Source organism: Amycolatopsis japonica, assembly GCF_000732925.1.
GTDB classification, from domain to species: domain Bacteria; phylum Actinomycetota; class Actinomycetes; order Mycobacteriales; family Pseudonocardiaceae; genus Amycolatopsis; species Amycolatopsis japonica.
The window spans coordinates 8466636-8490360 of record NZ_CP008953.1 but is presented as its reverse complement, the minus strand read 5'-3'; the positions used below and the strand labels follow the sequence as shown (position 1 = coordinate 8490360).

24 protein-coding genes are annotated in these 23725 nt (G+C 68.7%); 14 read left to right on the top strand and 10 right to left on the bottom strand.

Features of this window, described 5'->3' with window-relative positions:
* The first annotated feature begins 3 nt into the window (after positions 1–3).
* From AJAP_RS39460 to AJAP_RS39450, 3 genes are all read left to right on the top strand, one after another.
* Positions 4–999: an ABC transporter ATP-binding protein gene (locus tag AJAP_RS39460; protein ID WP_038521178.1), complete on the top strand. Its 996-nt coding sequence runs from the start codon at positions 4–6 to the stop codon at positions 997–999.
* The gene (locus tag AJAP_RS39455) at positions 996–2114 is read left to right on the top strand and encodes an ABC transporter ATP-binding protein (protein WP_038521175.1); all 1119 of its coding nucleotides are present in this window, start codon (positions 996–998) and stop codon (positions 2112–2114) included. Before AJAP_RS39460 ends, AJAP_RS39455 begins: the two co-directional genes overlap by 4 nt.
* 127 nt (positions 2115–2241) lie before the next feature.
* Positions 2242–2883, top strand: a complete 642-nt coding sequence (locus AJAP_RS39450) for an SDR family oxidoreductase (RefSeq protein ID WP_038521172.1) — start codon at positions 2242–2244, stop codon at positions 2881–2883.
* Here the strand turns inward: AJAP_RS39450 and AJAP_RS39445 are convergent.
* A complete protein-coding gene (locus AJAP_RS39445; protein ID WP_038521169.1) occupies positions 2852–3439 on the bottom strand; it encodes a CGNR zinc finger domain-containing protein in 588 nt (195 codons plus the stop codon). The genes AJAP_RS39450 and AJAP_RS39445 overlap by 32 nt on opposite strands.
* Positions 3440–3525: 86 nt before the next feature.
* On the opposite strand from AJAP_RS39445, the gene AJAP_RS39440 reads away from it, so the two are divergent.
* Entirely contained in the window at positions 3526–4224 is a 699-nt protein-coding gene (locus tag AJAP_RS39440; protein ID WP_038521166.1) for an SDR family oxidoreductase, read from the top strand.
* 183 nt (positions 4225–4407) lie between these two features.
* Complete coding sequence (erm, locus tag AJAP_RS39435) at positions 4408–5142, top strand: 23S ribosomal RNA methyltransferase Erm (protein WP_038521164.1); 735 nt, start codon at positions 4408–4410, stop codon at positions 5140–5142.
* Here the strand turns inward: erm and AJAP_RS39430 are convergent.
* A complete protein-coding gene (locus AJAP_RS39430) occupies positions 5045–5968 on the bottom strand; it encodes an EamA family transporter (RefSeq protein WP_038521160.1) in 924 nt (307 codons plus the stop codon). The genes erm and AJAP_RS39430 overlap by 98 nt on opposite strands.
* Before the next feature lie 87 nt (positions 5969–6055).
* Between AJAP_RS39430 and AJAP_RS39425 the strand changes: the two genes are divergently transcribed.
* Entirely contained in the window at positions 6056–6994 is a 939-nt protein-coding gene (locus AJAP_RS39425) for a LysR family transcriptional regulator (protein ID WP_038521157.1), read from the top strand.
* On the opposite strand, the gene AJAP_RS39420 is transcribed toward AJAP_RS39425, so the two are convergent.
* Positions 6951–7556, bottom strand: a complete 606-nt coding sequence (locus AJAP_RS39420; RefSeq protein ID WP_038521155.1) for a TetR/AcrR family transcriptional regulator — start codon at positions 7554–7556, stop codon at positions 6951–6953. The two genes, AJAP_RS39425 and AJAP_RS39420, sit on opposite strands and share 44 nt — an antisense overlap.
* 58 nt (positions 7557–7614) lie before the next feature.
* On the opposite strand from AJAP_RS39420, the gene AJAP_RS39415 reads away from it, so the two are divergent.
* A complete protein-coding gene (locus tag AJAP_RS39415) occupies positions 7615–8241 on the top strand; it encodes a peroxiredoxin-like family protein (RefSeq protein WP_038521152.1) in 627 nt (208 codons plus the stop codon).
* A 64-nt stretch (positions 8242–8305) separates the two neighbouring features.
* On the opposite strand, the gene leuA is transcribed toward AJAP_RS39415, so the two are convergent.
* On the bottom strand, positions 8306–10063 hold the full coding sequence (gene leuA, locus AJAP_RS39410) for a 2-isopropylmalate synthase (RefSeq protein ID WP_038521149.1): 1758 nt from the start codon (positions 10061–10063) through the stop codon (positions 8306–8308).
* Positions 10064–10307: 244 nt separating this feature from the next.
* On the opposite strand from leuA, the gene AJAP_RS39405 reads away from it, so the two are divergent.
* The 3 genes from AJAP_RS39405 to AJAP_RS39395 are packed head-to-tail and all read left to right on the top strand — an operon-like array spanning position 10308 to position 13131.
* Positions 10308–10673: a hypothetical protein gene (locus AJAP_RS39405; RefSeq protein WP_038521146.1), complete on the top strand. Its 366-nt coding sequence runs from the start codon at positions 10308–10310 to the stop codon at positions 10671–10673.
* 23 nt (positions 10674–10696) lie between these two features.
* Entirely contained in the window at positions 10697–11290 is a 594-nt protein-coding gene (locus tag AJAP_RS39400) for a chemotaxis protein CheB (protein WP_038521143.1), read from the top strand.
* A complete protein-coding gene (locus tag AJAP_RS39395) occupies positions 11287–13131 on the top strand; it encodes a CheR family methyltransferase (RefSeq protein ID WP_084098498.1) in 1845 nt (614 codons plus the stop codon). Before AJAP_RS39400 ends, AJAP_RS39395 begins: the two co-directional genes overlap by 4 nt.
* On the opposite strand, the gene AJAP_RS39390 is transcribed toward AJAP_RS39395, so the two are convergent.
* Positions 13064–13855, bottom strand: coding sequence for an ANTAR domain-containing protein (locus AJAP_RS39390; RefSeq protein WP_051972739.1), 792 nt, complete (start codon positions 13853–13855; stop codon positions 13064–13066). The genes AJAP_RS39395 and AJAP_RS39390 overlap by 68 nt on opposite strands.
* A gap of 119 nt (positions 13856–13974) precedes the next feature.
* Between AJAP_RS39390 and AJAP_RS39385 the strand changes: the two genes are divergently transcribed.
* A complete protein-coding gene (locus AJAP_RS39385; protein ID WP_038521140.1) occupies positions 13975–14847 on the top strand; it encodes an ANTAR domain-containing protein in 873 nt (290 codons plus the stop codon).
* Here the strand turns inward: AJAP_RS39385 and AJAP_RS39380 are convergent.
* Positions 14840–15433, bottom strand: coding sequence for a hypothetical protein (locus tag AJAP_RS39380; RefSeq protein WP_228694805.1), 594 nt, complete (start codon positions 15431–15433; stop codon positions 14840–14842). The genes AJAP_RS39385 and AJAP_RS39380 overlap by 8 nt on opposite strands.
* A gap of 9 nt (positions 15434–15442) precedes the next feature.
* Positions 15443–16282, bottom strand: coding sequence for a helix-turn-helix transcriptional regulator (locus AJAP_RS39375; protein ID WP_038521135.1), 840 nt, complete (start codon positions 16280–16282; stop codon positions 15443–15445).
* Between the two features lie 103 nt (positions 16283–16385).
* Here AJAP_RS39375 and AJAP_RS39370 point away from each other — a divergent pair, with 103 nt between their 5' ends.
* Complete coding sequence (locus AJAP_RS39370; RefSeq protein ID WP_038521132.1) at positions 16386–17846, top strand: MFS transporter; 1461 nt, start codon at positions 16386–16388, stop codon at positions 17844–17846.
* Here the strand turns inward: AJAP_RS39370 and AJAP_RS39365 are convergent.
* Positions 17807–18403 (bottom strand): nitroreductase family protein, encoded by a 597-nt coding sequence (locus AJAP_RS39365; protein ID WP_038521129.1) that lies wholly within the window; start codon positions 18401–18403, stop codon positions 17807–17809. The two genes, AJAP_RS39370 and AJAP_RS39365, sit on opposite strands and share 40 nt — an antisense overlap.
* Positions 18404–18630: 227 nt before the next feature.
* On the opposite strand from AJAP_RS39365, the gene AJAP_RS39360 reads away from it, so the two are divergent.
* On the top strand, positions 18631–19896 hold the full coding sequence (locus AJAP_RS39360; protein ID WP_037334984.1) for an aspartate kinase: 1266 nt from the start codon (positions 18631–18633) through the stop codon (positions 19894–19896).
* Complete coding sequence (locus tag AJAP_RS39355) at positions 19896–20936, top strand: aspartate-semialdehyde dehydrogenase (RefSeq protein ID WP_038521126.1); 1041 nt, start codon at positions 19896–19898, stop codon at positions 20934–20936. The genes AJAP_RS39360 and AJAP_RS39355 overlap by 1 nt, the downstream gene beginning before the upstream one ends.
* A gap of 93 nt (positions 20937–21029) precedes the next feature.
* Here the strand turns inward: AJAP_RS39355 and AJAP_RS39350 are convergent, their stop codons facing one another.
* Both AJAP_RS39350 and AJAP_RS39345 read right to left on the bottom strand, forming a co-directional pair.
* Complete coding sequence (locus tag AJAP_RS39350) at positions 21030–22130, bottom strand: DUF4034 domain-containing protein (RefSeq protein ID WP_038521123.1); 1101 nt, start codon at positions 22128–22130, stop codon at positions 21030–21032.
* A gap of 9 nt (positions 22131–22139) precedes the next feature.
* Positions 22140–23639, bottom strand: a complete 1500-nt coding sequence (locus tag AJAP_RS39345; RefSeq protein WP_038521120.1) for a M48 family metallopeptidase — start codon at positions 23637–23639, stop codon at positions 22140–22142.
* Positions 23640–23725 lie beyond the last annotated feature (86 nt).

The window sequence follows — 23725 nt, the reverse complement described above, 5'->3', positions numbered from 1 at the left end:
TTCATGGCTCTCCTTGAAGTACGCGACCTCAAGGTCGTTTTCTCCCGGCGCGGCGAGAAGCCGTTCACCGCGGTGGACGAGGTCAGTTTCGACGTCGAACCCGGCCAGACGGTCGGTCTCGTCGGCGAGTCCGGTTGCGGCAAGTCCGTGACCTCGCTGGCGATCATGCGGCTGCTCGCGAAGCGCGGCAACCAGGTCAGTGGTTCCGTGTCGTTCGAAGGCGCGGATCTGCTTCGCCTGTCGGACAAGGAAATGCGGGACCGCCGGGGTCGCGATCTCGGCATGGTGTTCCAGGACCCGCTGTCCTCGCTGAACCCGGTCATCCCGATCGGGCTGCAGATCACCGAGGTGCTGGAACGGCACCGCGGGATGGCGCGCAAGGCGGCGTCGGTGGAAGCGGCGGAACTGCTGGACAAGGTCGGCATCCCCGACCCGACACGGCGGCTTTCCGAGTACCCGCACCAGCTTTCCGGCGGGATGCGGCAGCGCGCGCTGATCGCGATCGCGCTGGCGTGCCGTCCGCGGCTGCTCATCGCCGACGAGCCGACCACCGCGCTCGACGTGACGATCCAGGCGCAGATCCTCGCGCTGCTGCGGGAACTGGTGCAGGACACCGGGACCGCGCTGATCATGATCACGCACGACCTAGGTGTCGTCGCCGGTCTCTGCGACCAGGTCAACGTGCTCTACGGCGGCAAGATCGTCGAGCGCGCGGAGCGGCACGCGTTGTTCGCCGAGCCGCGGCATCCCTACACGCACGGCCTGCTCGCCTCGATCCCGCGTCTCGACGCGGGCCGCGGCGAGAAACTGATCCCCATCAAGGGATCCGTCGCCGACAACATCCCGTGGGACGGCGGCTGCGCGTTCGCGCCCCGCTGCCCGAACGCTCTCGGCGTGTGCCGGGAGGTTTCACCGCAGCTGACCCCGGATCGCAACGGGCTGCTGCGCTGCCACAACCCGGTGATCCCGGCCGTGGCCGCACGAGGAGGGGCCCGATGACCCAAACGGTACCGCCGCAGGACGTGCTCCTGGAGGTCGACGACCTCAAGGTGCACTTCCCGATCAAACGCGGCATCGTGGTCGACCGCACGGTCGGGCACGTGTTCGCCGTCGACGGCGTCGATCTGGCCATCCGCCGGGGTGAAACCTACGGTCTGGTCGGGGAATCCGGCTGCGGGAAGTCCACTTTGGGCAGGGCGATCCTCCGGCTGACCGAGCTGACCGACGGCAAGGTCGTCTTCGACGGCACCGACGTCGCCGGGCTCAAGGGCGAGGAACTGCGCAAGGCCCGCCGCCGGATGCAGATGGTGTTCCAGGACCCGATGTCCTCTTTGGACCCTCGGCAGTCGGTGGAATCCATTCTGACCGAAGGGATGAAGGCGCACGGCCTCGCCAAGGACAAGGAGGCGACGGCCAAGCGGCTGCGCGAACTCCTTGCCGCCGTGGGGCTTCCGGAGTCCTCGCTGCGGAAGTACCCGCACGAGTTCTCGGGCGGTCAGCGTCAGCGCATCGGCATCGCGCGGGCTTTGGCGGTCGAGCCGGACCTGATCGTCGCCGACGAACCGGTGTCCGCGCTGGACGTCTCGGTGCAGGCGCAGGTGGTCAACCTCCTGGAGGATCTGCAGGAGAAGCTCGGGCTGACGTACCTGGTGATCGCGCACGACCTCGCGGTGGTGCGTCACATCTCCGACCGCATCGGCGTGATGTACCTCGGCTCGCTGGTCGAAGAGGCCGACGCGGACACGCTGTACGAGAACCCGCTGCACCCGTACACGCGGGCGCTGCTGTCGGCGATCCCCGTGCCGGATCCGACGGTGGAGGACAGCCGCGAGCAGATCCTGCTCGCCGGTGACCTGCCCTCGCCGGCGCGGCCGCCGTCCGGCTGCCGGTTCCACACGCGGTGCCCGTGGAAGCAGCAGAGCCTGTGCGACACCGACCGCCCGCAGCTGCGGGAGATCGGCACCGGGCACCGGGTCGCGTGCCACTACGCGGAGGACATCCGCGACGGGCGGATCAAACCGCACGAGGTCAAGGCGGAACTCGTCGAGGCCGGGGAGCTGAACCCCGACGTCGGCGGACTGCCGGACGTCGGCTCGGCGGCGGAGATCCTCTAGCCCCAGCTTTGGTGAAGTACGTGAAGGCCCCCTTCCTTGCGCCTAGGTACAGGAAGGGGGCCTTCATGTACTTCCGCATTCAGAGGACTAAATGCGGGGAGCGTGGCCTTCGGGCAGACTCTCTGTCATGCGGGTCACAGTGCTGGGAGCGTCGGGGCGGACGGGGATCCACGTGGTCCGGCTCCTGCGGGGGCGGGGACATCAGGTGCGGGCGGGCCTGCGCAGCCGCCGCCGCGCCGAGCAGGTCGCCGGGCTCGGCGCCGAGACCGTGGTCGCGGACGTCACCGCCGACGCGGACGATCTCGTCGAGGCGCTCGCCGGGTCCGAAGTGGTGATCAGCGCGATCGGCGCGCCCGATCCCGACCAGGCCTCGGTCGACCTCGTCGACCGTGACGGCGTGATGACCGCCATCCGCGCGGCGGAGAAGGCGGGGGTCTCGCGGTTCGTGCAGCTTTCCGCGCAGTTCGCGGATTCACCGGATCAGGGTGATCGCCTGGTGCGGTCGATCCTGATGGCGAAGCAGATCTCCGACAGTGTCCTGCGCCGTTCGAGCCTGAACTGGACGATCGTCCGGCCCGGCACGCTCACCGACGACCAGCCCACCGGCCACGTCAAGATCGCCGGTCATCTCGAACCGGGCCGCGTCTCCCGCGCCGACGTCGCCGCCGTCCTGGTCGCCACGCTGGAAGAACCGCTCGCCGAGAATCAGGGTTTCGACGTCATCGGCGGGGAGATCCCTATTCCGTCGGCGCTGGCGTCGTTGGGCTGAGCGCCTTCTTCCGCTCCCGCGCCGCCCGCAGGTTCGCGACGTTCCCGCAGGTGCGCACGTCGTGCCAGACGCCGCTGTTGTTGCGCGAGACGTCGTAGAAGGCCGAACGGCAGCCGTCGAGCCGGCACAGTTTCAGCCGCGACCAGATCCCGGCCTGCTGCGCGAGCAGTGTTTCCGTCCACAGCGCCGAAGCGAGCCACTGTCGTCCGGTGCCGGACGGGAACAGCCGGACGACGCCGTCGCGCAGGTCGAGGTCCGCCTTGATCGGCTTGCCGAGGTCCGTTTCGCCGCCGTCCACGAGCGAAACGAACGATGCTCGAAGGTCGCGTAGCGCGCGAAGGTCGCCTGGACCCAGCGAGATCTCGGGAGCCGCGGAGTCCCGGGCTCGCGACCATTCCGCCAGTGCCTCGGTGGCCCAAGGTCGCGCCAGGTCGGCGTCGCTCAGCAGGTCGAGGCCGTACGTCTTGATCGCCTTGGTGTTGAGGAAGTCCTGAACGAGCGCCAGCCCCGAGGGGGCGGTGCGTAACCGGTATCGGTCCGTCGCGGTCCATGACATAGGTCAAGCGTACTTGACTCTGTCGAGTCGCGTCGCCATGCTGACGACAGAGGCAAAAGCCGAACACTTCTGTCAAGGAGCAAGTCATGACCTCCATCGAAGGCGCCGTCGTCCTGGTCACCGGCGGGCAGCGCGGGCTCGGCAAGGCGTTCGTCGCCGAACTGCTCGACCGCGGCGCCGCGAAGATCTACGCGACGGCCAGGTCGCCGCGCGAGGAGACCGATCCGCGGATCGTCCCGCTCCCGCTCGACGTCACCGACCCGGAATCCGTCCGCGCGCTGGCCGCGAACGCGAGCGACGCCACGATCGTCTTCAACAACGCCGGCGTCCTCGGGCTCGGCTCGCTGTTGAACGACGGCGTCGAAGCGCACCGGCCGGTCTTCGAGACGAACGTCTTCGGCGCGCTGCGCGTCGCGCAAGCGTTTGCGCCGCAGCTCAAGGATGGCGGGGCGCTGGTCAACGTGCATTCGGTCCTGTCGTGGGCGGCGGGCTCGGGCTCGTACGGCGCGTCGAAGGCGGCGTTCTGGTCGCTCACCAATTCGCTCCGCATCGAGTTCGCCGAGCAGGGCACTCAGGTGGTCGGCGTTCACCTCGGCTACACCGACACCGACATGACCCAGGGCCTCGACATCCCCAAGAACGACCCTCGCGACGTCGCCCGCCAGGTCGTCGACGGCCTCGAAAAGGGCGAGACCGAGGTGCTCACCGACGACCTCACCCGCCGGGTCAAGGCCGCGCTGTCCGGTCCGGTCGAGCATCTCGGCACCAGCCGGATCGGCGCGTAGAAAACCGTTGGCGGGAGGCCGCCGCTCCGAGGTAGCTTCGCCGCCATGTGTGCCCCCGCGTTCACCCGGATCCGCCGCGCCTAGCGGCGGATTCCCGGCTTTCGGCAAGGAACCGCCGCCCGAGCGAGTCATCGCCGGGCGAGCCTCGTGCTGCCCGGCTCACCTCGAAGCCGCGGAGATCCCTTGCGCACACAGCGTCCTGGCCGTCATGAACTCGGCCAGAACTTCCTCATCGACCGGACCATCATCGAAACCGTCGTGAAGCTCGTCGACGGCACGACCGGGCCGATCATCGAATTCGGCACGGGCGATGGCGCCCTCACCCTGCCGTTGGAACAGCTCGGCAGGCCACTGACCGGCGTCGAAATCGACGACCGCCGCACCGCCCGGCTGGCGGGCCGCGTCCAGCCGCCGACGAAGATCGTCACCGCGGACTTCCTGCGGTTCCCGTTGCCGAAGACACCCCATGTGCTGGTCGGGAACCTGCCGTTCCACCTGACCACCGCGACCCTGCGCCACGTCCTCGCCGCTCCCGGGTGGACGGACGCCGTCCTGCTCATGCAGTGGGAGGTGGCGCGCCGCCGGGCCGGGGTCGGTGGCGCGACCATGATGACCGCGCAGTGGTGGCCGTGGTTCGACTTCCGGCTGGCGGGCCGGGTGCCCGCGGAGGCGTTCCGCCCGAGGCCGGGCGTCGACGGCGGTCTGCTCACCATGGCCCGGCGTGAGCGGCCGCTCGTCGGCGACGCGGATCGTGAGGGCTACCAGGACTTCGTGCGGCAGGTGTTCACCAGGCCCGGCCGGGACGTCGTGCCCAAACGGCTCACCGCACGCCAGTGGGCTGAGGCGTTTCGGCTTCGGCGAGGAAATCCGGCTCGCGCACGCGGCGTTTCGTCGAACCGAACAGGACGCCGCCGATGACCACGGCCGCCGCGACGATCTCCACCGGCGAAGGCCGCTCGTCGAGGACCAGGAACGCCATCGACAGCCCGACCACCGGCACCAGCAGGGAGAACGGCGCGACCACGCCCGCCGGGTTGCGGCGCATCAGCGACGTCCAGATCCCGGAGCCGACGATCGTGCCGAACACCACGACGTAGGCGAGGCCGCCGAGCCCGATCAGCCCGGTCGTCGTGCCGAGCGTGCTCAGCGAGTGCCCGATCTCGGCGGGGCCCTCCATCACCAGCGACAGCGCGAACATCGGCAGCGGCGGCACCACGGACATCCAGAGGACGAAATTCAGCGGATTGTCCGGTGCCGCCTGCCGGGTGCTCAGGTTGCCGAACGCCCAGCTCAGCGCGCCGAGCAGGGTCAGGATCACCGGCAGCAGGGCGGCGTTCCCGGCCTGCTGCCAGGCGATCGTCGCCATTCCGGCGACGGCGAGCAGGATCCCGGCGAGCTGCCGTCCGGACACGCGTTCGCGGAGGAAGACGGCGCCGAGCAGCACGGTGAACGGGGCCGACGCCTGCAGCACGAGCGACGCGAGACCGGTCGGCATGCCGGTGTCCATCGCGATGAAGAGGAACACGAACTGCCCGGTGCCGAAGCCCAGCCCGTAGCCGAGCAGGTGGCGGATCTTCACCTTCGGCCACGGGACGAACAGGATCGTCGGGATCGCGATGACCGCGAAACGCAGCCCGCCGGCGAAGACGGGCGGGAACTGGCCGAGGGTGGCGTGGATGGCGAGGAAGTTGCAACCCCAGAGGACGGCGACGAACAGGGCGAGCAGACGATCGCGGGCGGGCATGTCTTCACTCTTACGTGGAACGACCATTTAGGACCAGCGAGAATATTTGCAGCGATCGTTCAGTTCGGCTTCACATATGCTGGCGGTATGGACATCGGCCGGTTGCGGACCCTGCGGGAGTTCGCCGATCGCGGCAGCGTGACGGCGGCCGCGAAAGCGTTGCACTGCACGCCGTCCGCGGTCTCCCAGCAGCTGCGCGCCTTGCAGAGTGACGTCGGTCTCGCGCTGACGGAACCGGCCGGACGCGGCCTGCGGCTGACCGACGCGGGCCGCGCGCTGGTCGCCCGCGCGGACGACGTGCTCGCCGCACTGGAGCGGGCGGAGTCCGAATTGGACACTTACCGCAGTGCCCCGCGCGGCCGGGTCCGGGTGGCGATCTTCCAGTCCGCCGGGCTGATGCTGCTGCCCGGCCTGCTGCACCGGACGGCGGAATTCGACGGGCTGGACGTCATCGTGCGCGACGTCGACATGACCCCGCCGGAGGTCCCCGGCCTCGTCGCGGATTACGACATCGTGGTGGCGCACCGGGACGAGCACGCGCCGTCGCTCGGCTCGGACCGGCTGGAGACCCGGCATCTGCTGCGGGAACCGCTCGACGTCGCGCTCCCCGCGGGGCACCGGCTCGCGAAGCGCCGCCGTATCGAACTCGCCGAACTGGCCGACGAACGCTGGATCAGCGTCAACGCCGGCTTCCCGGTGGACGACATCCTCCAGTCGCTGATCATCCGCACCGGGGTGCGGCCGCAGGTGGTCCAGCGCATCAACGACTTCCGCATCACCGAACGGCTCGTCGCCGCCGGGCACGGGATCGCGCTTCTTCCCCGGTACACAATGGACACTCGGCGCGGCAGCGGTCTGGTCTGCCGTCCGCTCGCCGGGATCAAGGCGGCCCGGCACGTGGAGGCGGTCTACCGGCTCGGCGCGTCTTCGCGGCCCGCGGTGGCGAAGGTGCTCGACGCGCTCGCCGACGAGGTCGGCGCGCTCACGGGCGAGCGTGACTCCTCAGGTGGTCCAGGGCGATCTTGAGCGCGTCGGCGATCGGCGTGACGTCGTGGCGCAGGTGGGCCATCAGCAGGCCGCCCTGCACACAGGTCAGCGCGGCCTGTGCGAGCCTCGCCGGGTCGGCGCCTTCGACCAGTTTTCCCTGTTCTCGCAACGATTCCAGGCCGCGCTGGAGATGTGACTCCCATTCGCGGTAGGCCTTGTCCAGCAGCGGCGCCATCTTGGGGTCGTCGCCGAGTTCGCCGGTGAGGTTGCCCAGCGGGCAGGCGATCGGCCCCTTGGGCGTGGTCTGGATGGCCAGGATCTCCCTGGCCCACTGGTCGAAATCGGCCCAGTCGTGCAGCTCGAAGATGGTCGGCTGGTTGCCGAGGATGTTTTCGAGGAAGCGGGTGATGACCGCTTCGACGAGCTGATCCTTGTTCTTGAAGTAGTGGTACATCTGCGATTTCCCGGCCCCGCTGGCCGCGAGCACCTTGTCGACGCTCGTCCCGGCGACGCCGTGGACGTACATCAGCTCCGCCGCCGCGTCGACGATCGCGTCCCTCGTCATCCGCCCCTGCGGGGTCTTCGCCGGTTGACCACTCATGTACCGAATAGTACAGTCGGCTCCACTGTACCGATCAGTACAACCAAAGGAGCCGACCATGGGGGATCTCAACACCGAACTCGCCGAGCTGCGGGAGTCCGTCGCGAGCCACGTTCCGGCGGAGGTCGCCGAGGTGCTCAAGGCCGACCGCGCGACGTTCGTGGGGGTGGTCGCCGAGGCGGCCGCGAAACCGGGGACGCCGATGCCGGACCTCGCGCTGCCGGACGCCGGTGGCGATCGGGTGCGGGTCGCGGACGGGCCCGCGGTCGTGGTGTTCTATCGCGGCGCGTGGTGTCCGTACTGCAACCTGGCGCTGCGCACGTATCAGCAGGAGCTGGTGCCGGAGCTGGAGAAACTGGGCGTGAAGCTGGTCGCGGTCAGCCCGCAGCTGCCGGACGGCTCGCTGTCCACAAAGGACCTGGAGTTCGCCGTCCTGTCCGATGTGGACAACGAGCTCGGGCGCGCGCTCGGCATCACGTTCCGGCTGGCCCCGGAGACGAAACCGGCGTTCGACACGCTCATCGGCGACGTCGAGAAGATCAACGGGGCGGCGGAATGGGAGCTGCCGTATCCGACCGTCCTGGTCGTGGACGGCGAAGGCGTCATCCGGTACATCGACGTGCACCCGGACTACACCACGCGCACCGACCCGGCCGACGTCCTGGCCGCCGTGAAAGGCCTGTAGAAGTACATGAAGGCCCCCTTCCTGTGCCTAGGCGCAAGGAAGGGGGCCTTCATGTACTGAGGAACTACCGGTTCGCCCGGTTCACGGCCGAGACGACGGCCCGCAGCGAAGCGGTCACGATCGACGGGTCGATCCCGATGCCCCAGTACACCCGGTCGGAGATCGCGCACTCGATGTACGACGCCGCGCGCGCGTCGTCGCCCGGCGAGAGCGTGTGCTCGCTGTAGTCCAGCAGCCGCAGGTCGAACCCGACGGTCGACAGCGCGTCGAAGAACGCCGCGATCGGGCCGTTCCCGCGTCCGGTGACCTCGTGCTCGTCGCCCTCGACCCGCACGGTCGCGGTGATGTCGTACTCACCGTCCCCGTTGTCCCGGACGTGCTGGCGCACCAGCTCCAGCGGCGTCTTCAGCTCCAGATACTCGGCCGAGAACGCGTTCCACATCGTGGCCGGGTCGACCTCGCCGCCCTCGGTGTCGGTGTGGCGCTGGACGACCTTCGAGAACTCGATCTGCAGGCGCCGCGGCAGGTCGAGCTGGTGCTCGGCCTTCATGATGTAGGCGACGCCGCCCTTGCCGGACTGCGAGTTCACCCGGATCACGGCCTCGTAGTTGCGGCCGATGTCCTTCGGGTCGATCGGCAGGTACGGGACCTCCCACGGGTGCTCGTCGACCGGCGTCCCGACCTTGTCGGCGGCGGCCTTCATCGCGTCGAGGCCCTTGTTGATCGCGTCCTGGTGGCTGCCGGAGAACGCGGTGAACACCAGGTCGCCCGCCCACGGGCTGCGTTCGTGCACCGGCAGCTGGTTGCAGTACTCGACGGTCCGCTTGATCTCGTCCATGTCGGAGAAGTCGATCTGCGGGTCGATGCCCTGGCTGTACAGGTTCATGCCCAGCGCGACCAGGTCGACGTTGCCGGTGCGCTCGCCGTTGCCGAACAGGCAGCCTTCGATCCGGTCCGCGCCGGCCTGGAAGCCCAGTTCGGCGGCGGCGATACCGGTGCCGCGGTCGTTGTGCGGGTGCAGCGACAGGATCACCGAGTCGCGGCGGTCCAGGTTGCGGTGCATCCACTCGATCGAGTCGGCGTAGACGTTCGGCGACGCCATCTCGACGGTCGCGGGCAGATTCAGGATCACCGGCTTCTCCGGCGTCGGCTGCCAGATCTCCGTGATGGTGTTGCAGACCTCGAGCGCGTACGACAGCTCGGTGCCGGTGTAGGACTCCGGCGAGTACTGGAAGCGGAAGTCGGTGTCCGGCTGCTTCGCCGCGTAGTCGACGACCAGCTCAGCGGCCTGCGAAGCGATCTTCGTGATGCCGATGCGCTCTTCGCGGAACACGACGCGACGCTGCAGGATCGAGGTCGAGTTGTAGATGTGGACGATCGCGCGCGGCGCGCCTTCGAGCGCCTTGAAGGTGCGCTCGATCAGCTCCGGGCGGCACTGGGTCAGCACCTGGATGCTGACGTCGTCCGGGATGGCGCCCTCGTCGATGATCTCGCGGACGAAGTCGAAGTCCGTCTGCGACGCCGCCGGGAAGCCGACCTCGATCTCCTTGTAGCCCATGCGGACCAGCAGGTCGAAGAACTTGCGCTTGCGCGCGGGCGACATCGGGTCGATCAGGGCCTGGTTGCCGTCACGCAGGTCGACGGCGCACCACAGCGGCGCGCGCTCGATGCGCTTGTCCGGCCAGGTGCGGTCGGGCAGCGAGATGTCCTCGACCAGGTCGTACCAGGGGCGATAGCGGTGTACGGGCATCGAAGTGCCGCGCTGGGTGTTCCACGAAGCCTGCTCGGAAGGCGCAGGACGGGTGGGCTTGCGAATGCTCATGAGGGGACGGTTCTCCTGAAGAATCGGGTGCGACGACCGGCACCACGAAGCCCCGCGACGGGGAGCCGGTCCGATCAGGCCCCGTCGCGGCAGCGAAGCAGGAGAGCTCGAGCCACGACGCCACCTTAACCGCGCGATCTCCCGAAGGGAAACCCGGGCCGCGATCGAACCGTGACCACAGTGGCGCCCATTCGGGTTACTCGCGGGTAGCAATCGGACCAGGCGGCGTGCCACACTGCCCGGCATGGGCGAGCACGCTGAAGAGAAGGAAACCGCTGATCAGGCGACCAGGCGCAAGGTCGACTGGCGAGCGGGCGGCAGCCGCGCGGCCGGGATTCTGGCGAGCGTGGTCCGCTGGGTCGGCTTGATCTTCGCGGCCATCCTGGTGCTGCACGTCGTCTTCGTGATCGGCGAGGCGAACCCGGACAACGGCATCGTGTCCTTCGTCCGCGGCTGGGCCGACGGGTTGCTGCTGGGCTTCAAGGATCTCTTCATGCCCGAAGACGCCAAGCTGCGCGTACTGGTCAACTACGGCATCGCCGCGATCTTCTGGATGGTCGTCACCGGGATCCTCGCGAAGATCATCCGGCGTGTGGGCGGTTCCGCTTAGTCTCGGAGCATTACGCTCGGAAGATGTTCGCGCGGGCGGTGCCCTACGAGATCGTCGCGATCGGGGCTTCGGCGGGCGGAGTCAAGGCACTCCTCACGGTGCTCAAGGCCTTGCCCGTGGACTTCCCGGTGCCCGTGGTCATCGTCCAGCACCTCGATCCCCACCACGACACGGTGCTCGCCGAGCTTCTCGACCGGCGGTCGCTGTTGCGGGTCAAGCTGGCCGAGGACGGCGACGTGGCCGAGCCCGGTACCGCCTACATCGCCCCGCCGGACCGCCATCTCCTGGTCGGGTCCGGCGGGGCACTCCGGCTGTCGACGCGGGACAAGGTGAGATTCGTCCGCCCGTCGGCCGATCTGCTCTTCGAATCCGTCGCGGTGGCCTGCGGTGCCGCGGCACTGGTCTGCGTGCTCACCGGGACCGGTTCCGACGGCTCGGCGGGCGCGAGGGCGGTCTCGTCGCGTGGCGGTACCGTGGTCGCCGAAGATCCGAGTACCGCGGAATTCAAAGGCATGCCACAGGCCGTGCTGAACGCCGTGGCGGTCGATCTGACGCTGCCGCTGGAGGGGATCGCGGCCGCGCTGGTGGCCCTGATCGAAGGAACGAGATCGCTGTGATCGTGCATGCCGGTGGGTCCGACGACGAGCAAGAGCTGGAATCGCTGCTGACGTTCATCAACGATTCCCGCGGATTCGATTTCACCGGGTACAAGCGGACGTCGCTCGGCCGCCGGATCCGTAAGCGGATGCAGACGGTGAACTTCGAGAAGTACGCGGATTACCGGGATTTCCTGGAAAGCAACGCCGACGAGTTCCAGGAACTCTTCAACACGATTCTGATCAACGTCACCGGTTTCTTCCGCGACCCGGCGGCGTGGGAGTACCTGCGGACGGCCGTCGTCCCCGGCTTGATCGCCAAGGCCGACCCGGACCAGGACATCCGGATCTGGAGCGCCGGGTGTTCGAGCGGCGAGGAGGCCTACACCCTCGCGATCATCTTCGCCGAACACCTCGGGATCGAGGCCTGCACCAAACGGGTCAAGATCTACGGCACCGACGTCGACGAGGAAGCCCTGCGCGAGGCCAGGGCCGGCGTGTACTCCCTCAAAGCGCTGGAAAAACTTCCCGACGAGGTGAAGTCGAAGTACTTCGAACCGAACGGCGCCTTGTTCGCCTTCCGCCGCGACCTCCGTCGCCGGGTGATCTTCGGCAGGCACGACATCACCCGTGACGCCCCGATCTCGCGGGTCGATCTGCTCGTCTGCCGCAACACCCTGATGTATTTCAACGTCGAAGCGCAGACGAAAATCATCGAGCGGTTCCATTTCGCGCTCAACGAAGGCGGTCACCTTTTCCTCGGCAAGGCCGAGATGCTGCTCGCCGACGGTTCCCGGTTCGAGGTCACCGACATGCGCAACCGGGTGTTCCGGATCCAGAACGGGGTGGGGTCGGCGAAGTCGGCGCGATTCGACCTCTTGCCCGCTTCCGAGGCGGGAAGATTCAATCGGCGTCAGGTGGTCGAACTGGCCTTGGCGTCCTCACCCGATTCGGTGCTGGTCATCGACCGTGACGGCACGGTCGCGTTGATCAACGGCGCGGCGAGGCTGCAGTTCGGGCTTTCCCCGGACAAGGTGGGCACGTTGTTCGGGGAGCTGGAGATCTCCTCTCGGCCGATCGACCTCGGGTCCATGGTCGACAGAGCCCACAGCGAGCGACGGAGTGTCCGGGTCAACGCCGTGCGATGGGACAAGAACGACGGTGAGGCACGGTATTTCGACGTCATCGTGAAGCCACTGCTCACCAGTGACGGCGAGGACCTCGGCGTCGCGATCACCCTCATCGACACCACCGAGGCCACCCGGCTCCAGCAGGAGGTCAAACGGGTGCAAGAGGACCTCGCCACGGCCTACGCGGAACTCCAATCGACCAACGCGGAATTGGAGACCGTGAACGAGGAACTCCAGTCGAGCATCGAGGAACTCGAGACGACGAACGAGGAACTCCAGTCCACCAACGAGGAACTCGAGACCACCAACGAGGAACTCCAGTCGGGCAACGAGGAACTCGAGACGATGAACGAGGAGCTGCGGATCCGCACCGCCGAGCTGGACGAGGCACGCACCTTCCTCGAAGGGGTGCTGTCCAGTGTCGCCGCCGGAGTGGTCGTGCTCGACAGCGATCTTCTGGTGCGCAGCTGGAACCGCGGCGCCGAGGACCTGTGGGGGATGCGCGCCGACGAGGTCTACCGGGCGGATTTCTTCACGCTCGACTTCGGCCTGCCGACGGACGGGCTCCGCGACATGGTCGAGATCTGCAACGAGACCGGCCACCGCGCGCTCCCGGTCGAGACCGACGCGGTCGACCGGAAGGGCAGGCCCTTCGCCGCCTCCGTCAGTTGTTCGCCGCTGGGCGGGCCCGGAAGTGGCGTCGTGCTGCTGATGGAGAAGCGGCGGGAGTGAGGTCGTCGCCATGGGGGACCAGGTCGGCGACCGTCAGGCGGCGGCTCATCAGCCGTTCGGACAGGTCGCCGATCCGCATGTTGTGACTGCGGGCGTACCGCCGCAGCACCCGGAACGCGCCCTCCGCGCTGACTTCCAGCCGGGCGGACAGCAATCCCTTGGCCTGTTCGATGATCACCCGGCTCGACAGCGCGCCCTGCAGTTGCCGTGAGGTCGTGGTCAGCCCGTCGATCGTCCGGTGGTTGAGCATGGCGATCGTCGCGACGTCGGCGAGCGCGCTCGCGATGCTCAGCTCGGTCGGCGGCAGCGGCGTCGTCTCCGTGGTCAGGATCGTCACCGAGCCGAGCGCGTCTTCGCGGCGGCTGAAGGGGAACGCGTGCACCGACCGATAGCCGAGGGAAAGCGCGGCGGGGGCGAATCTGCTCCAGCGTGACGTCGCGTCGTCGAGGAGCACGTTGACGACCGGCTTCCCGCTCGCCTCGCTCTCGACGCCCGGCCCTTCTTCGGCGAACAGATCGCCGAGCGGTGGTGCCTCGAGTCTTTCGTCGGTGTCCACCACGACGTGGCGGTCGCCGGAGGCGGTCAGATGCACCGACGACGAAGCGATCAGCTGGGTGTATCGATCCGCCACGCAGAGCCAGTAATTCGCCGGATCCAACGCGGGGACGAGAGTGTCCGCCAGCTCCACCAACGTGTCGGCGACCCATTTTTCGCGATTCCGCATCAAAAATCGGCCTTCCTTGGGGGCAGCCAACGCTAGTCCTCTCGCCGCGGTCACGGAAGCCGCCCCACTCAGCCATCCGGGTCACATCCGCGGGGCGGTCGCGGGCGTACTCTCGCCTCATGTGGGACGGCACCGGTGGCCGGTACGACCAGTCGGCCCTGCGGGAACTGGTCGAGGCCGAACGAGGGCGTGCGGATCGCGCCGCGGGGGTGGCCTTACGGCACGAAATCCTCATGGAAACGGCCGTCGAACCCATGCGACCGTTCCACCGGAGGATGGCGGAACTCCATCGCGCCACCGAGGGCAGGCACCGGGCGGCGGCCGATCTGCACGCCGGTTATGTCGCCGCGGTGAAGGACTGGGCCGCCGGGCGGGCGGACGTCCCGCCGGCGTTCCTGGCCGCGGTCGCCGAGAACGCCGGCGTCCGGAGCCTCGCGGTGACCTTGTTCAGCGGCCCCGGGACCGCGGCCGTCGTCGTGTCCGATCCCGTCGCCGCCAGGGCGAACGACCTGGAGTGCGTCTTCGGCGAAGGGCCCTCCCGGGAAATGCCCGGCGTTTGCGCCGAGCGGGAACTGTCGAGCCGGTGGCCCCGGTTCGGGCCCGCCGCGAAGGAACTCGGGGTCCGGGCGGTGGTGTCGGCCCGGCTCGGGCTGCGGGAAGCGCCGCTGGGCACCCTCACCGCGTATCGGCCCGAACCCGAACCGGACGCCGAAATCGCCCGTTCGACGGAACTGGTGGCCGACGCGCTCACCGCCACCGCGTTGCATCCGGACACCCGGCTCGACGCGGAAGACGGGCTCCCCGTCCATCCGTTGTTCGGTGACCTGGACCTCGAGATCGTGGTGCACCATGCCACGGGGATGGTCATGGCCACGCAGGATTGCACCGCTTCGGACGCGCTCGCCCTCATTCACGCGCGTGCCTACGCCCTGGACGAAAGCGTCATCGAAGTCGCCAGGACGATCGTGAACCGGACGTCGACGCTCAGCTGACACCGAGCCTTTCGTACGCCTCGACGGCGGCTTTCGGGTCGTCCGCCTGGAATTTCACGACGCGGACGGTCTCGGTCGCCCCGAGCGGCCGGGTCACGGTGATCGGCTCACGCAATTCGGCGACCAGGTTCGTCTCGTAGAAGTTGTCGTGACGTAGCCAGGTTTCGTCGCGAAACGCCTTCGCCTTGGCGGGATCGTGGCTTTCCTTCAGGTGCCGCAGGGCGACGATGTTCTCCCTCTGGATCCGCACGTCGTAGAACGAGCTGTAGCGCACTCGCAGTTCGCGCGACGAGATCACGTGCGGCCGGACGACGGTGCCGGCGTAGACCCCGAACACCAGCAGTGCCGAGTACACGCCGAGGACGAGCAGCAGGATGTCGACGACGAGACCGAAGTCGATCAGCCAGAAGAGGCCGGCTTCGAACGCGCTCACCACGGCCAAGACGATGAAGATCGGCTTGCCGCCCGAGCCGTACGGCACCGCGACGGCGTCCCCGTCGATGCCGTCCTTCCGGCGGCCGAGATACAGCCAGAGTCCGGCCATCGTGCGTGACTCGTTGCGGATCAACGCGCGAACTGCCCCCATAACCCCAGGTTAGCGATCGAACCGGGTCAAGATCTTCACCGCGTCGGCTGATGCCGGGTCCTTCGGGGTGTAGATCTCCAGCCGGTGGTCGGGGCTGTCGGGCTGGAGCCACACCTGATAGTCGACGCCGAGCGCGCCGACCGTCGGATGCCGCAACCACATGGCGCCGACCGTGCAGTCGGCGACGTCGCCGGTCGCCCAGAGCGTCGCGAACTCGTCGCTGCGCATGGTCAGCTCGCCGATGAGCGCGGCCAGCCGGGCGTCGGTCGGATGGCGACCGGCGGTCAACCGCAGATAGGCGACGTGGACGCGGGCGAGTTCGGCCCAGTTGTCGAACAGGTCCCTGGTGAGCGGGTCGAGGAAGAACATCCGCGGCACGGACGGCCGCCGCGCGGGATCCGACGGCGAGCCGAAGTCGAGGTGTTCGGCGGTGAGCACGTGGCCTGCCCGGTTCCACGCGAGGACGTCGCCGCGCCTGCCCAGCACGACGGCGGGCACGGTCTCGCCGAGATTCTCCAGCAGCGCGAGCACCCGGGGATGCGGTTCTTCCGGGCCGGGGTCGGACAGCTTCGGGAGCGAGGACCTCCGCGCGAGGTTGTGCAGGTGCGCGGTCTCGACGTCGTCGAGCCGCAGCGCGCGGGCGAGCGCGTCGAGCACCTGCTGTGAAGCGGTCTCGGCAAGTCCTTGTTCCAGCCGCGTGTAGTACCCGGCGCTCACTCCGGCGAGCTGGGCGAGTTCCTCGCGGCGCAGTCCGGGCACGCGGCGCGACGTGCCGTAGGTGCGCAGGCCGATGTCGGCGGGGGTCACCCGGTCACGACGGCTTTTGAGGTACACGCCGAGGCTTTCCATGACTCCGAGCCTAAGTACTTCGCCCGCCGCGTGGGTGTACCCGCGAGGTGTACCCATGGCACGGGGATGGCTGCGGTTTCGAAGCCGGTACAGCGTCAAGGGCATGACACGACAGCACACCCGCGCCTGGTTCGGCCTGCTGGTGATCCTCTGCCCGGTGTTCCTGGTCTCGATGGACGGCTCGATCCTGTTCCTCGCGATGCCCAGGATCGGCCAGGCCCTCACGCCCACGGCCGATCAGGCGCTGTGGATCCTCGACGTCTACGGGTTCGCGGTCGGCTCGCTGCTGATCGCGTTCGGCGCCATCGGCGACCGGTACGGACGGCTGAAACTGCTGATGATCGGCGCCGCCGTGTTCGGCATCGGCTCGGCGGGCGCGGCCTTCGCCCCGAATCCGGAAACGCTCGTCGCCTTCCGCGCGCTGATGGGGCTCGCGGGCGCGACGCTGCTGCCGTCCGCGCTGGCCGTGCTGAGCGAACTCTTCCCCGATCCGCGACGACGGGCACGCGCCATCGGGATCTTCGCGGCCGCGTTCGCCGCCGGATTCGCGATCGGCCCGGTCGTCGGCGGGATCCTGCTGGAACGCTTCCCGTGGGGCTCGGTCTTCCTGGTCAACCTGCCGGTGATCGCGGTGTTCCTGGCGCTCGCGCCGGTGCTGTTGCGCGAGGTGCGGACCGCCGGGACGGGCCGGGTCGACGTGCTGAGCGTGGTGCTCTCCGCCACCGGTCTCCTGCTCGCGATCTACGGGATCAAGCACGCGGCCGCCGACGGTCTCTCCGTCTTTTCGGTCGCCTCTGCGGTCGCCGGCGCCGTGCTGCTGACGTGGTTCGTCCGGCGGCAGCGCGGTCTGGAGCATCCGCTGATCGAGTTCTCCCTGTTCCGCGACCGCGTCTTCACGATCGCGATCGTCACCGGGTTGGTGCCGTTGGCCGCGTGGTCGGCGGCCGCGTACCTGTCGGGGATCCACCTGCAGTCCGTGCTCGGCCTACCCGTCCTGCACGCGGCGCTGCTGGCGCTGCCCGGTGCGGCCGTCCTCACGATCATGTGCGTCGTCACGCCCGCGCTGGTCGACCGCGTCGGTAAGCGAACCGCGCTGGTCGCCTGCCATTTCTCCATCGCCGCCGGGCTGGCGCTGCTGCTCATGACCGGGGTCACGGGCGGGGCGGGCTGGTACGTCGCGTCGACGGTGGTCGCCGGGATCGGCTACGGCATCTCGTTCAGCGTGGTGGCCGACACGGCCGTCGCCGCGGTGCCCGCCGAACGGGCCGGAGCCGCGGGCGCGATCGCCGAGACCAGCAACGAGATCGGCAACGCGCTGGGTATCGCGCTCATGGGCTCGCTCGCCGCGTTGGTGTTCCGCCTGACGGGACCGGATCTCGCGCCCACCCTCGGGGAAACCCTCGAAATCGCGCCTGCGGCCGCTCTTGACGCGAAGGAGGCCTTCGTCGCCGGCCTGCACACCGCCGTGGCGGTGCTCAGCCTGCTGCACGCCGGGCTAGGGGTTCTCGCTCTGCGATGGCTCCCTCACCCGGAGAAGGCACTCGTGCCCCAGGCGTCGGCGTAGGCGAACTCGGCCAGGGGAATCCGCTCGCGCGGCGCCTTCTCGCGCTCGATCCGCCAGTCCTCTTCGAGCACCGACGGGTCCGCGGGGTGGCCGACCGCGATGGCGACCTTGGGGACGACGTCGTCAGGGAGGCCGAAGAAGTCCTTCGCCGCTTCGGCGGAGAAGCCCGCCATCTGGTGTGCGATCAGGCCGAGGTCGACGGCCTGGAGCACGAGGTTCTCGCTCGCCAGGCCCAGCCCGTACTCGGCGTACGGGACGTCGCCCTTCTCGTTCGTGGTCACCATCACGCCGATCAGCAGCAGCCCGGCGCGATGGGCCCACGCGCGGTTGCCCGAGTTCAGCGTCGAGAGGATGCGGTCGAACGACGGCGTGCCCCGCAGGCCGACCAGGTAGCGGGCGGGCTGGGTGTTGCCGAACGACGGCGCCCAGCGAGCCGCTTCGAGCAGCGCGCGGAGCTGGTCTTCGGACACCGTGGCGGCCTCGTCGTAGGCGCGCGGGCTCCACCTGGCGGCCAGGATCGACGCGATCGGGGTACTTGTCTCGGCGGGTTTGTGCACCGACGGACGATAACAAGGGGTGCTCTCCGTCACTAAAGTGAAAGCCCTCCGACTATTTCGTTGGTGTTAAGGAAGATTTACTTCGGGAAGTCCTCTATGTGGTGGTCAGGACCACTTACGAGGGTGGCGGGCGTGCGTGACCCCGGTAGGCTTTCGCCCAAATAAGGGACGCGGGGGCTCCTCGGTGCCCACGAGGAGCACGCCCGGCCCGTCGAGGAGGTTCGGGCGTGGCCCTCGTGGTCCAGAAGTACGGCGGTTCGTCGCTGGAAAGTGCCGACCGGATCAAACGCGTCGCGGAACGCATCGTCGCCACCAAGAAGGCGGGCAACGACGTGGTCGTCGTCTGCTCCGCCATGGGCGACACCACCGACGAGCTGCTCGACCTGGCTCAGCAGGTCAACCCGGCTCCGCCGGAGCGTGAGATGGACATGCTGCTCACCGCGGGTGAGCGCATCTCCAACTCGCTGGTGGCGATGGCGATTTCGGCCCACGGCGCGGAGGCCTGGTCGTTCACCGGCTCGCAGGCCGGCGTGGTGACGACGTCGGTGCACGGCAACGCGCGGATCATCGACGTCAGCCCCAGCCGCGTGACGGAGGCCCTCGACCAGGGCTACATCGCGCTGGTGGCCGGTTTCCAGGGCGTGTCGCAGGACACCAAGGACATCACCACCCTCGGCCGCGGCGGTTCGGACACCACCGCCGTCGCGCTGGCCGCGGCGCTGAACGCCGACGTCTGCGAGATCTATTCCGATGTGGACGGTGTGTACACCGCCGATCCCCGGGTCGTGTCCGACGCACGCAAGCTCGACACCATCGCCTACGAGGAGATGCTGGAGCTCGCCGCGAGCGGATCGAAGATCCTGCACCTGCGCTCGGTGGAGTACGCGCGCCGCTACGGCGTCCCGATCCGAGTCCGTTCTTCCTACAGTGACAAGCCGGGCACCACGGTGACCGGTTCTATCGAGGAGATCCCCGTGGAACAAGCGTTGATCACCGGTGTGGCGCACGACCGCTCCGAAGCCAAGATCACGGTGACCGGCGTACCCGACACCACCGGTGCCGCCGCCCGGATCTTCCGCGTGATCGCCGACAACGAGATCGACATCGACATGGTGCTGCAGAACGTGTCCAGCACGTCGTCGGGCCGCACCGACATCACCTTCACCCTGTCGAAGGCCAACGGGGCCAAGGCCGTGCAGTCGCTGGAGAAGATCAAGGACGAGATCGGCTTCGAGTCGGTCCTCTACGACGACCATGTCGGCAAGGTGTCGCTCGTCGGCGCGGGGATGCGTTCGCACCCCGGTGTCACGGCGACGTTCTGCGAGGCGCTCGCGCAGTCGGGCGTCAACATCGAAATCATCAACACCTCGGAGATCCGGATCTCGGTGCTCATCCGGGACGCGCAGCTCGACGACGCGGTGCGCGCGATCCACGAGGCGTTCGAACTCGGCGGCGACGAAGAAGCCGTCGTCTACGCGGGGAGTGGTCGCTGATGTCGGAAGGTTTGCGGGTAGGCGTGGTCGGGGCGACCGGTCAGGTCGGCGGCGTCATGCGCCGTCTGCTGGCCGAACGGGGTTTCCCGGTCGCCGAAATGCGGTACTTCGCTTCGGCGCGGTCCGCCGGTTCGAAGCTTCCTTGGCGTGACGGGGAAATCGTCATCGAGGACGCGACGACCGCGGATCCGTCCGGTTTGGACATCGCGCTGTTCTCGGCGGGCGGCTCGACCTCCAAGGCCCAGGCGGAACGGTTCGCCGCCGCCGGTGCCACGGTGATCGACAACTCGTCGGCGTGGCGGATGGACCCGGACGTCCCGCTGGTCGTCAGCGAGGTCAACCCGGAGGCGGTCAAGGAAGCGCGCAAGGGGATCATCGCGAACCCCAACTGCACCACCATGGCCGCGATGCCGGTGCTCAAGCCGCTGCACGCCGAAGCGGGCCTGGTGCGGCTGGTGGCCAGCACCTACCAGGCGGTCTCCGGCAGCGGGCTCGCCGGCGTCGAGGAGCTGGAAGGCCAGCTCGCGGCGGCCGCGGCGAACGCGGGCGCCCTGACCCACGACGGCGCGGCGGTGACCTTCCCCGAGCCGAAGAAGTACGCGCGGCCCATCGCGCACAACGTCCTCCCGCTGGCCGGGTCCATTGTGGACGATGGCGAGTTCGAGACGGACGAGGAGAAGAAGTTCCGCAACGAGAGCCGGAAGATCCTGAGCATCCCGGAGCTGCGGGTCTCGTGCACCTGCGTGCGGGTGCCGGTGTTCTCGGGGCACTCGATCTCGATCAACGCCGAGTTCGCGCAGCCGCTTTCCGTCGCCCGCGCGACCGAACTGCTGACCGGCGCGCCCGGCGTCGAGCTGTCGGACATCCCGACCCCGCTGCAGGCCGCCGGCCAGGACCCGTCCTACGTCGGGCGGCTGCGGACGGACCCGGGCGTCGACGGCGGTCGCGGCCTGGTGCTGTTCCTGTCGAACGACAACCTGCGGAAGGGCGCGGCGCTCAACGCCGTGCAGATCGCGGAACTGGTCGCCGCGAACTCCTGACCCGTGCCATGAACGGTCCTTTCCTTGCAAAATTTGCGAGGAAAGGACCGTTCCTTGCATCCGTACGGACGGGCGGTTAACGCATTCAGAGGACTAAACGCGCGCAGCACCCGCGCAGGCCGCATACCGCGTAGCGAGGAACTCACCCCGAGGATCCCCGCTGTAGGACCAAACCCCGCCGTCCGCCCGCGTGCCCAAGTGCCGGAACTGCTCGACGGCCTCGTCGAACCGCCCGTTCTCCACCAGCGCCTTCGCCAGGTACGCCCGGTCTCCCCGCTTCTCCGGGTAATCTTCGCCGTCGAGCAACGCCAGGATGCCGTCGAGCGCGCCGGACACCCGCGGGGAACGCCACGCGGGAACGTCCTGGAATTCGGCTTCGTGCGCCGCGACCAGCAGCAGCGGCGCCAGGTTCGGCGACTCCGCGGCCGCGGTCTCGGCGAACTCCCACATCAGCTCGTTCGAGCCGAACCACTTCGCGCACCAGTACTGCAACGCCCGTGAGTGCGCGCCGCGGTGCCGCGGGTCGCGGGCGACGAGTTCCGCCCAGACCTTCCGGTACTCGTCGTTCTCGTATTGCCGACCCATCGCGATCGTGAGCGCGGTCACCCACGGCGTCGGGTCTTCGGGAGCGAGCCCGGCCGCCTCGTGCACGGCCTCCTCGGCCCGCTCCAGCACCCGGAAGAACGCGGCGAACTGCTCCTGCGTGACATGCTTCGCCTGCAGCGAGCTGCGCACTTCCCAAGCCACGTCCACCAGGGACGCCGCGTTGACGAGCGCCGCGCCCGGGTCGCCGGGGCGGGCCTTCCGCCACGCGCGCAGCCACTCGTCGTCCTTAGCGGCGGCCTCGCCGAGGGCGCCGGTCACCTGATCGCGGCGAGCCCAGTTCCCCCGGGTCGACGCCAGCAGCGCGGCGGCGCCTTCCCAATCGCCGCGGGAGGTCGACTCCTGCACGGCGAGGATCTCCCCGTCGGTCCAGTATTCCTTCGCCGACACCTCGCCGTCGGCTGGGAGACCCCAGCGGGTGACGTCCGGGATCCTGCCCTTGAACTTGGGCTTCTCCGGCGGCAGCAGCGCGACGAACTCTTCGGGCGTCAGCACGTTCTTGAGTTCGTCGATTTCGACGCCACGTCGTTTCGCCTCTTTCATCATGGCGAAGACGGCCTTGCGCTCACGGGATTTGAGCAGCCAAAGCATGGAAACTCCTTAAGAGCGAACAAGTGTGAGAGTCGGCCGGTAGCCGGCGGGCACCCCGGCGGCCGTCAGCAGCGCACGCAGCGGGGCGGTGTCGGATTCGGCCGCGGTGGCCTGGTCGAGCGCGGGCTCCAGCCGGTCGTCCAGCGGCTCGTCCACGGTGAACGGCGCCGGTCCGGACCACGAAAGCGACCATCGCCCCGCGCCGACGTCGGTGAGCGCCGCGTGGACGACGACCGCCAGCCGTCGGCGGACCGAGACGACGGCGAACTCCCGGCGAGCGCGCGGGCCTGCACCGGCGGGCGGCGCCGCGTCCGGATCGGCGAGCTCCTCGTGCCTGCCCGCGTCGAGGAGGTCCAGCGCCATGTCGAGGGTGCGTTCGCCGAGGACCTCGGCGGCCGCTTCGGCGGCGGCGTGACGATGGCCGATGGCGACCAGCGACTGCCAGTCCGTCCGCCGTTTCGTGTGCGCCTCGTCGGAGAAGACGGTGAACAGCGCCTCGTCGAGCATCTTCTCGGCGCCGGTCAGCAGTTCGGTCGCCGGACGTTCGCCGCCGGGGCGGACCGGGATCCGGGTTCCCGCTTCGAGCGTCGCGACCCGCTCCCGGGTGGCCGGATGCGTGTCCCATCGCGAGGTCTCGTCCTCCGACGGGTTCCGGCGCATCTCGTCCATCTGCTCCGCCCTAATCGGGTCGGTGAGCAGTGCGCGGTAGCCCTCGCCGAACCGGTCCGGGAGATACCCCGCGTCCCAGCCGATCGCTGCGTAGTTGTTCATGAAGAACCGCCAGGTGACGGCCAGCGCTTCGATCTCGCGCAGGGCCGAGGTCGCCGCGTCGGTACCCGCGAGCCGTGCCGAGACGGCGTCGGCCGCGAGCTCCTGAGCCCGGCAGACACTCATCGAGACGACGAAGTACAGCTTCGCGTACTGCTTGAAGAGCCAGCCGACGAAGCGTTCGAAGTAGCCGTCGCGGTCGAGGCCGTTGACGACCCGCGCGATCGACTTGCGCCCGCGATAGGTCAGCGCGGCGAAGCGGGTGTCCTTGTTGCTGTAGTGCCCCAGTTCGTGCGCGAGCACGGCGCGGAACTGGTCCTGGCGCAGGCCCATGATCAGCGGGACCCCGATGATCATGCGGCGGCGCAGCACCCGCAGCCCGAGCCACGAGGTGCGCTCGGTGACCGCGGCGTTGACGTCCGGATCGAGGTAGATCTCGTCCGGCGGCCGGGTGCCCGCCTCGGCCGCCAGTTCCCGGACCAGCGCCCAGAGGGCGGGTTGGGACTCCGGCGTCACCTGGACGCCGGGTACGTCGTCGTCGGTCACCCGCTCGACGGTGAGCAGGGTCTTCAGCAGGATCCAGCCGACCGGAACGGTGATGATGCCGAGCTTCACCGCCGCGATGACGTTGTGCTGCAAGGCCAGTACTTCGAGTGTCACGATCCCGCCCACGAAGGCGAGCACGAGCAGCGGGAACCCCGCCAGCAGGACGGCAGCGAGCAGCCCACGAAAAGACTTCACTGTGAAACGGACCTTCCCCAGAGTTGGTGTACCCCCGACACCGAGCGCTCATTGTGCCCGAAGCGCCTCGCGCGGCCGATCACTTT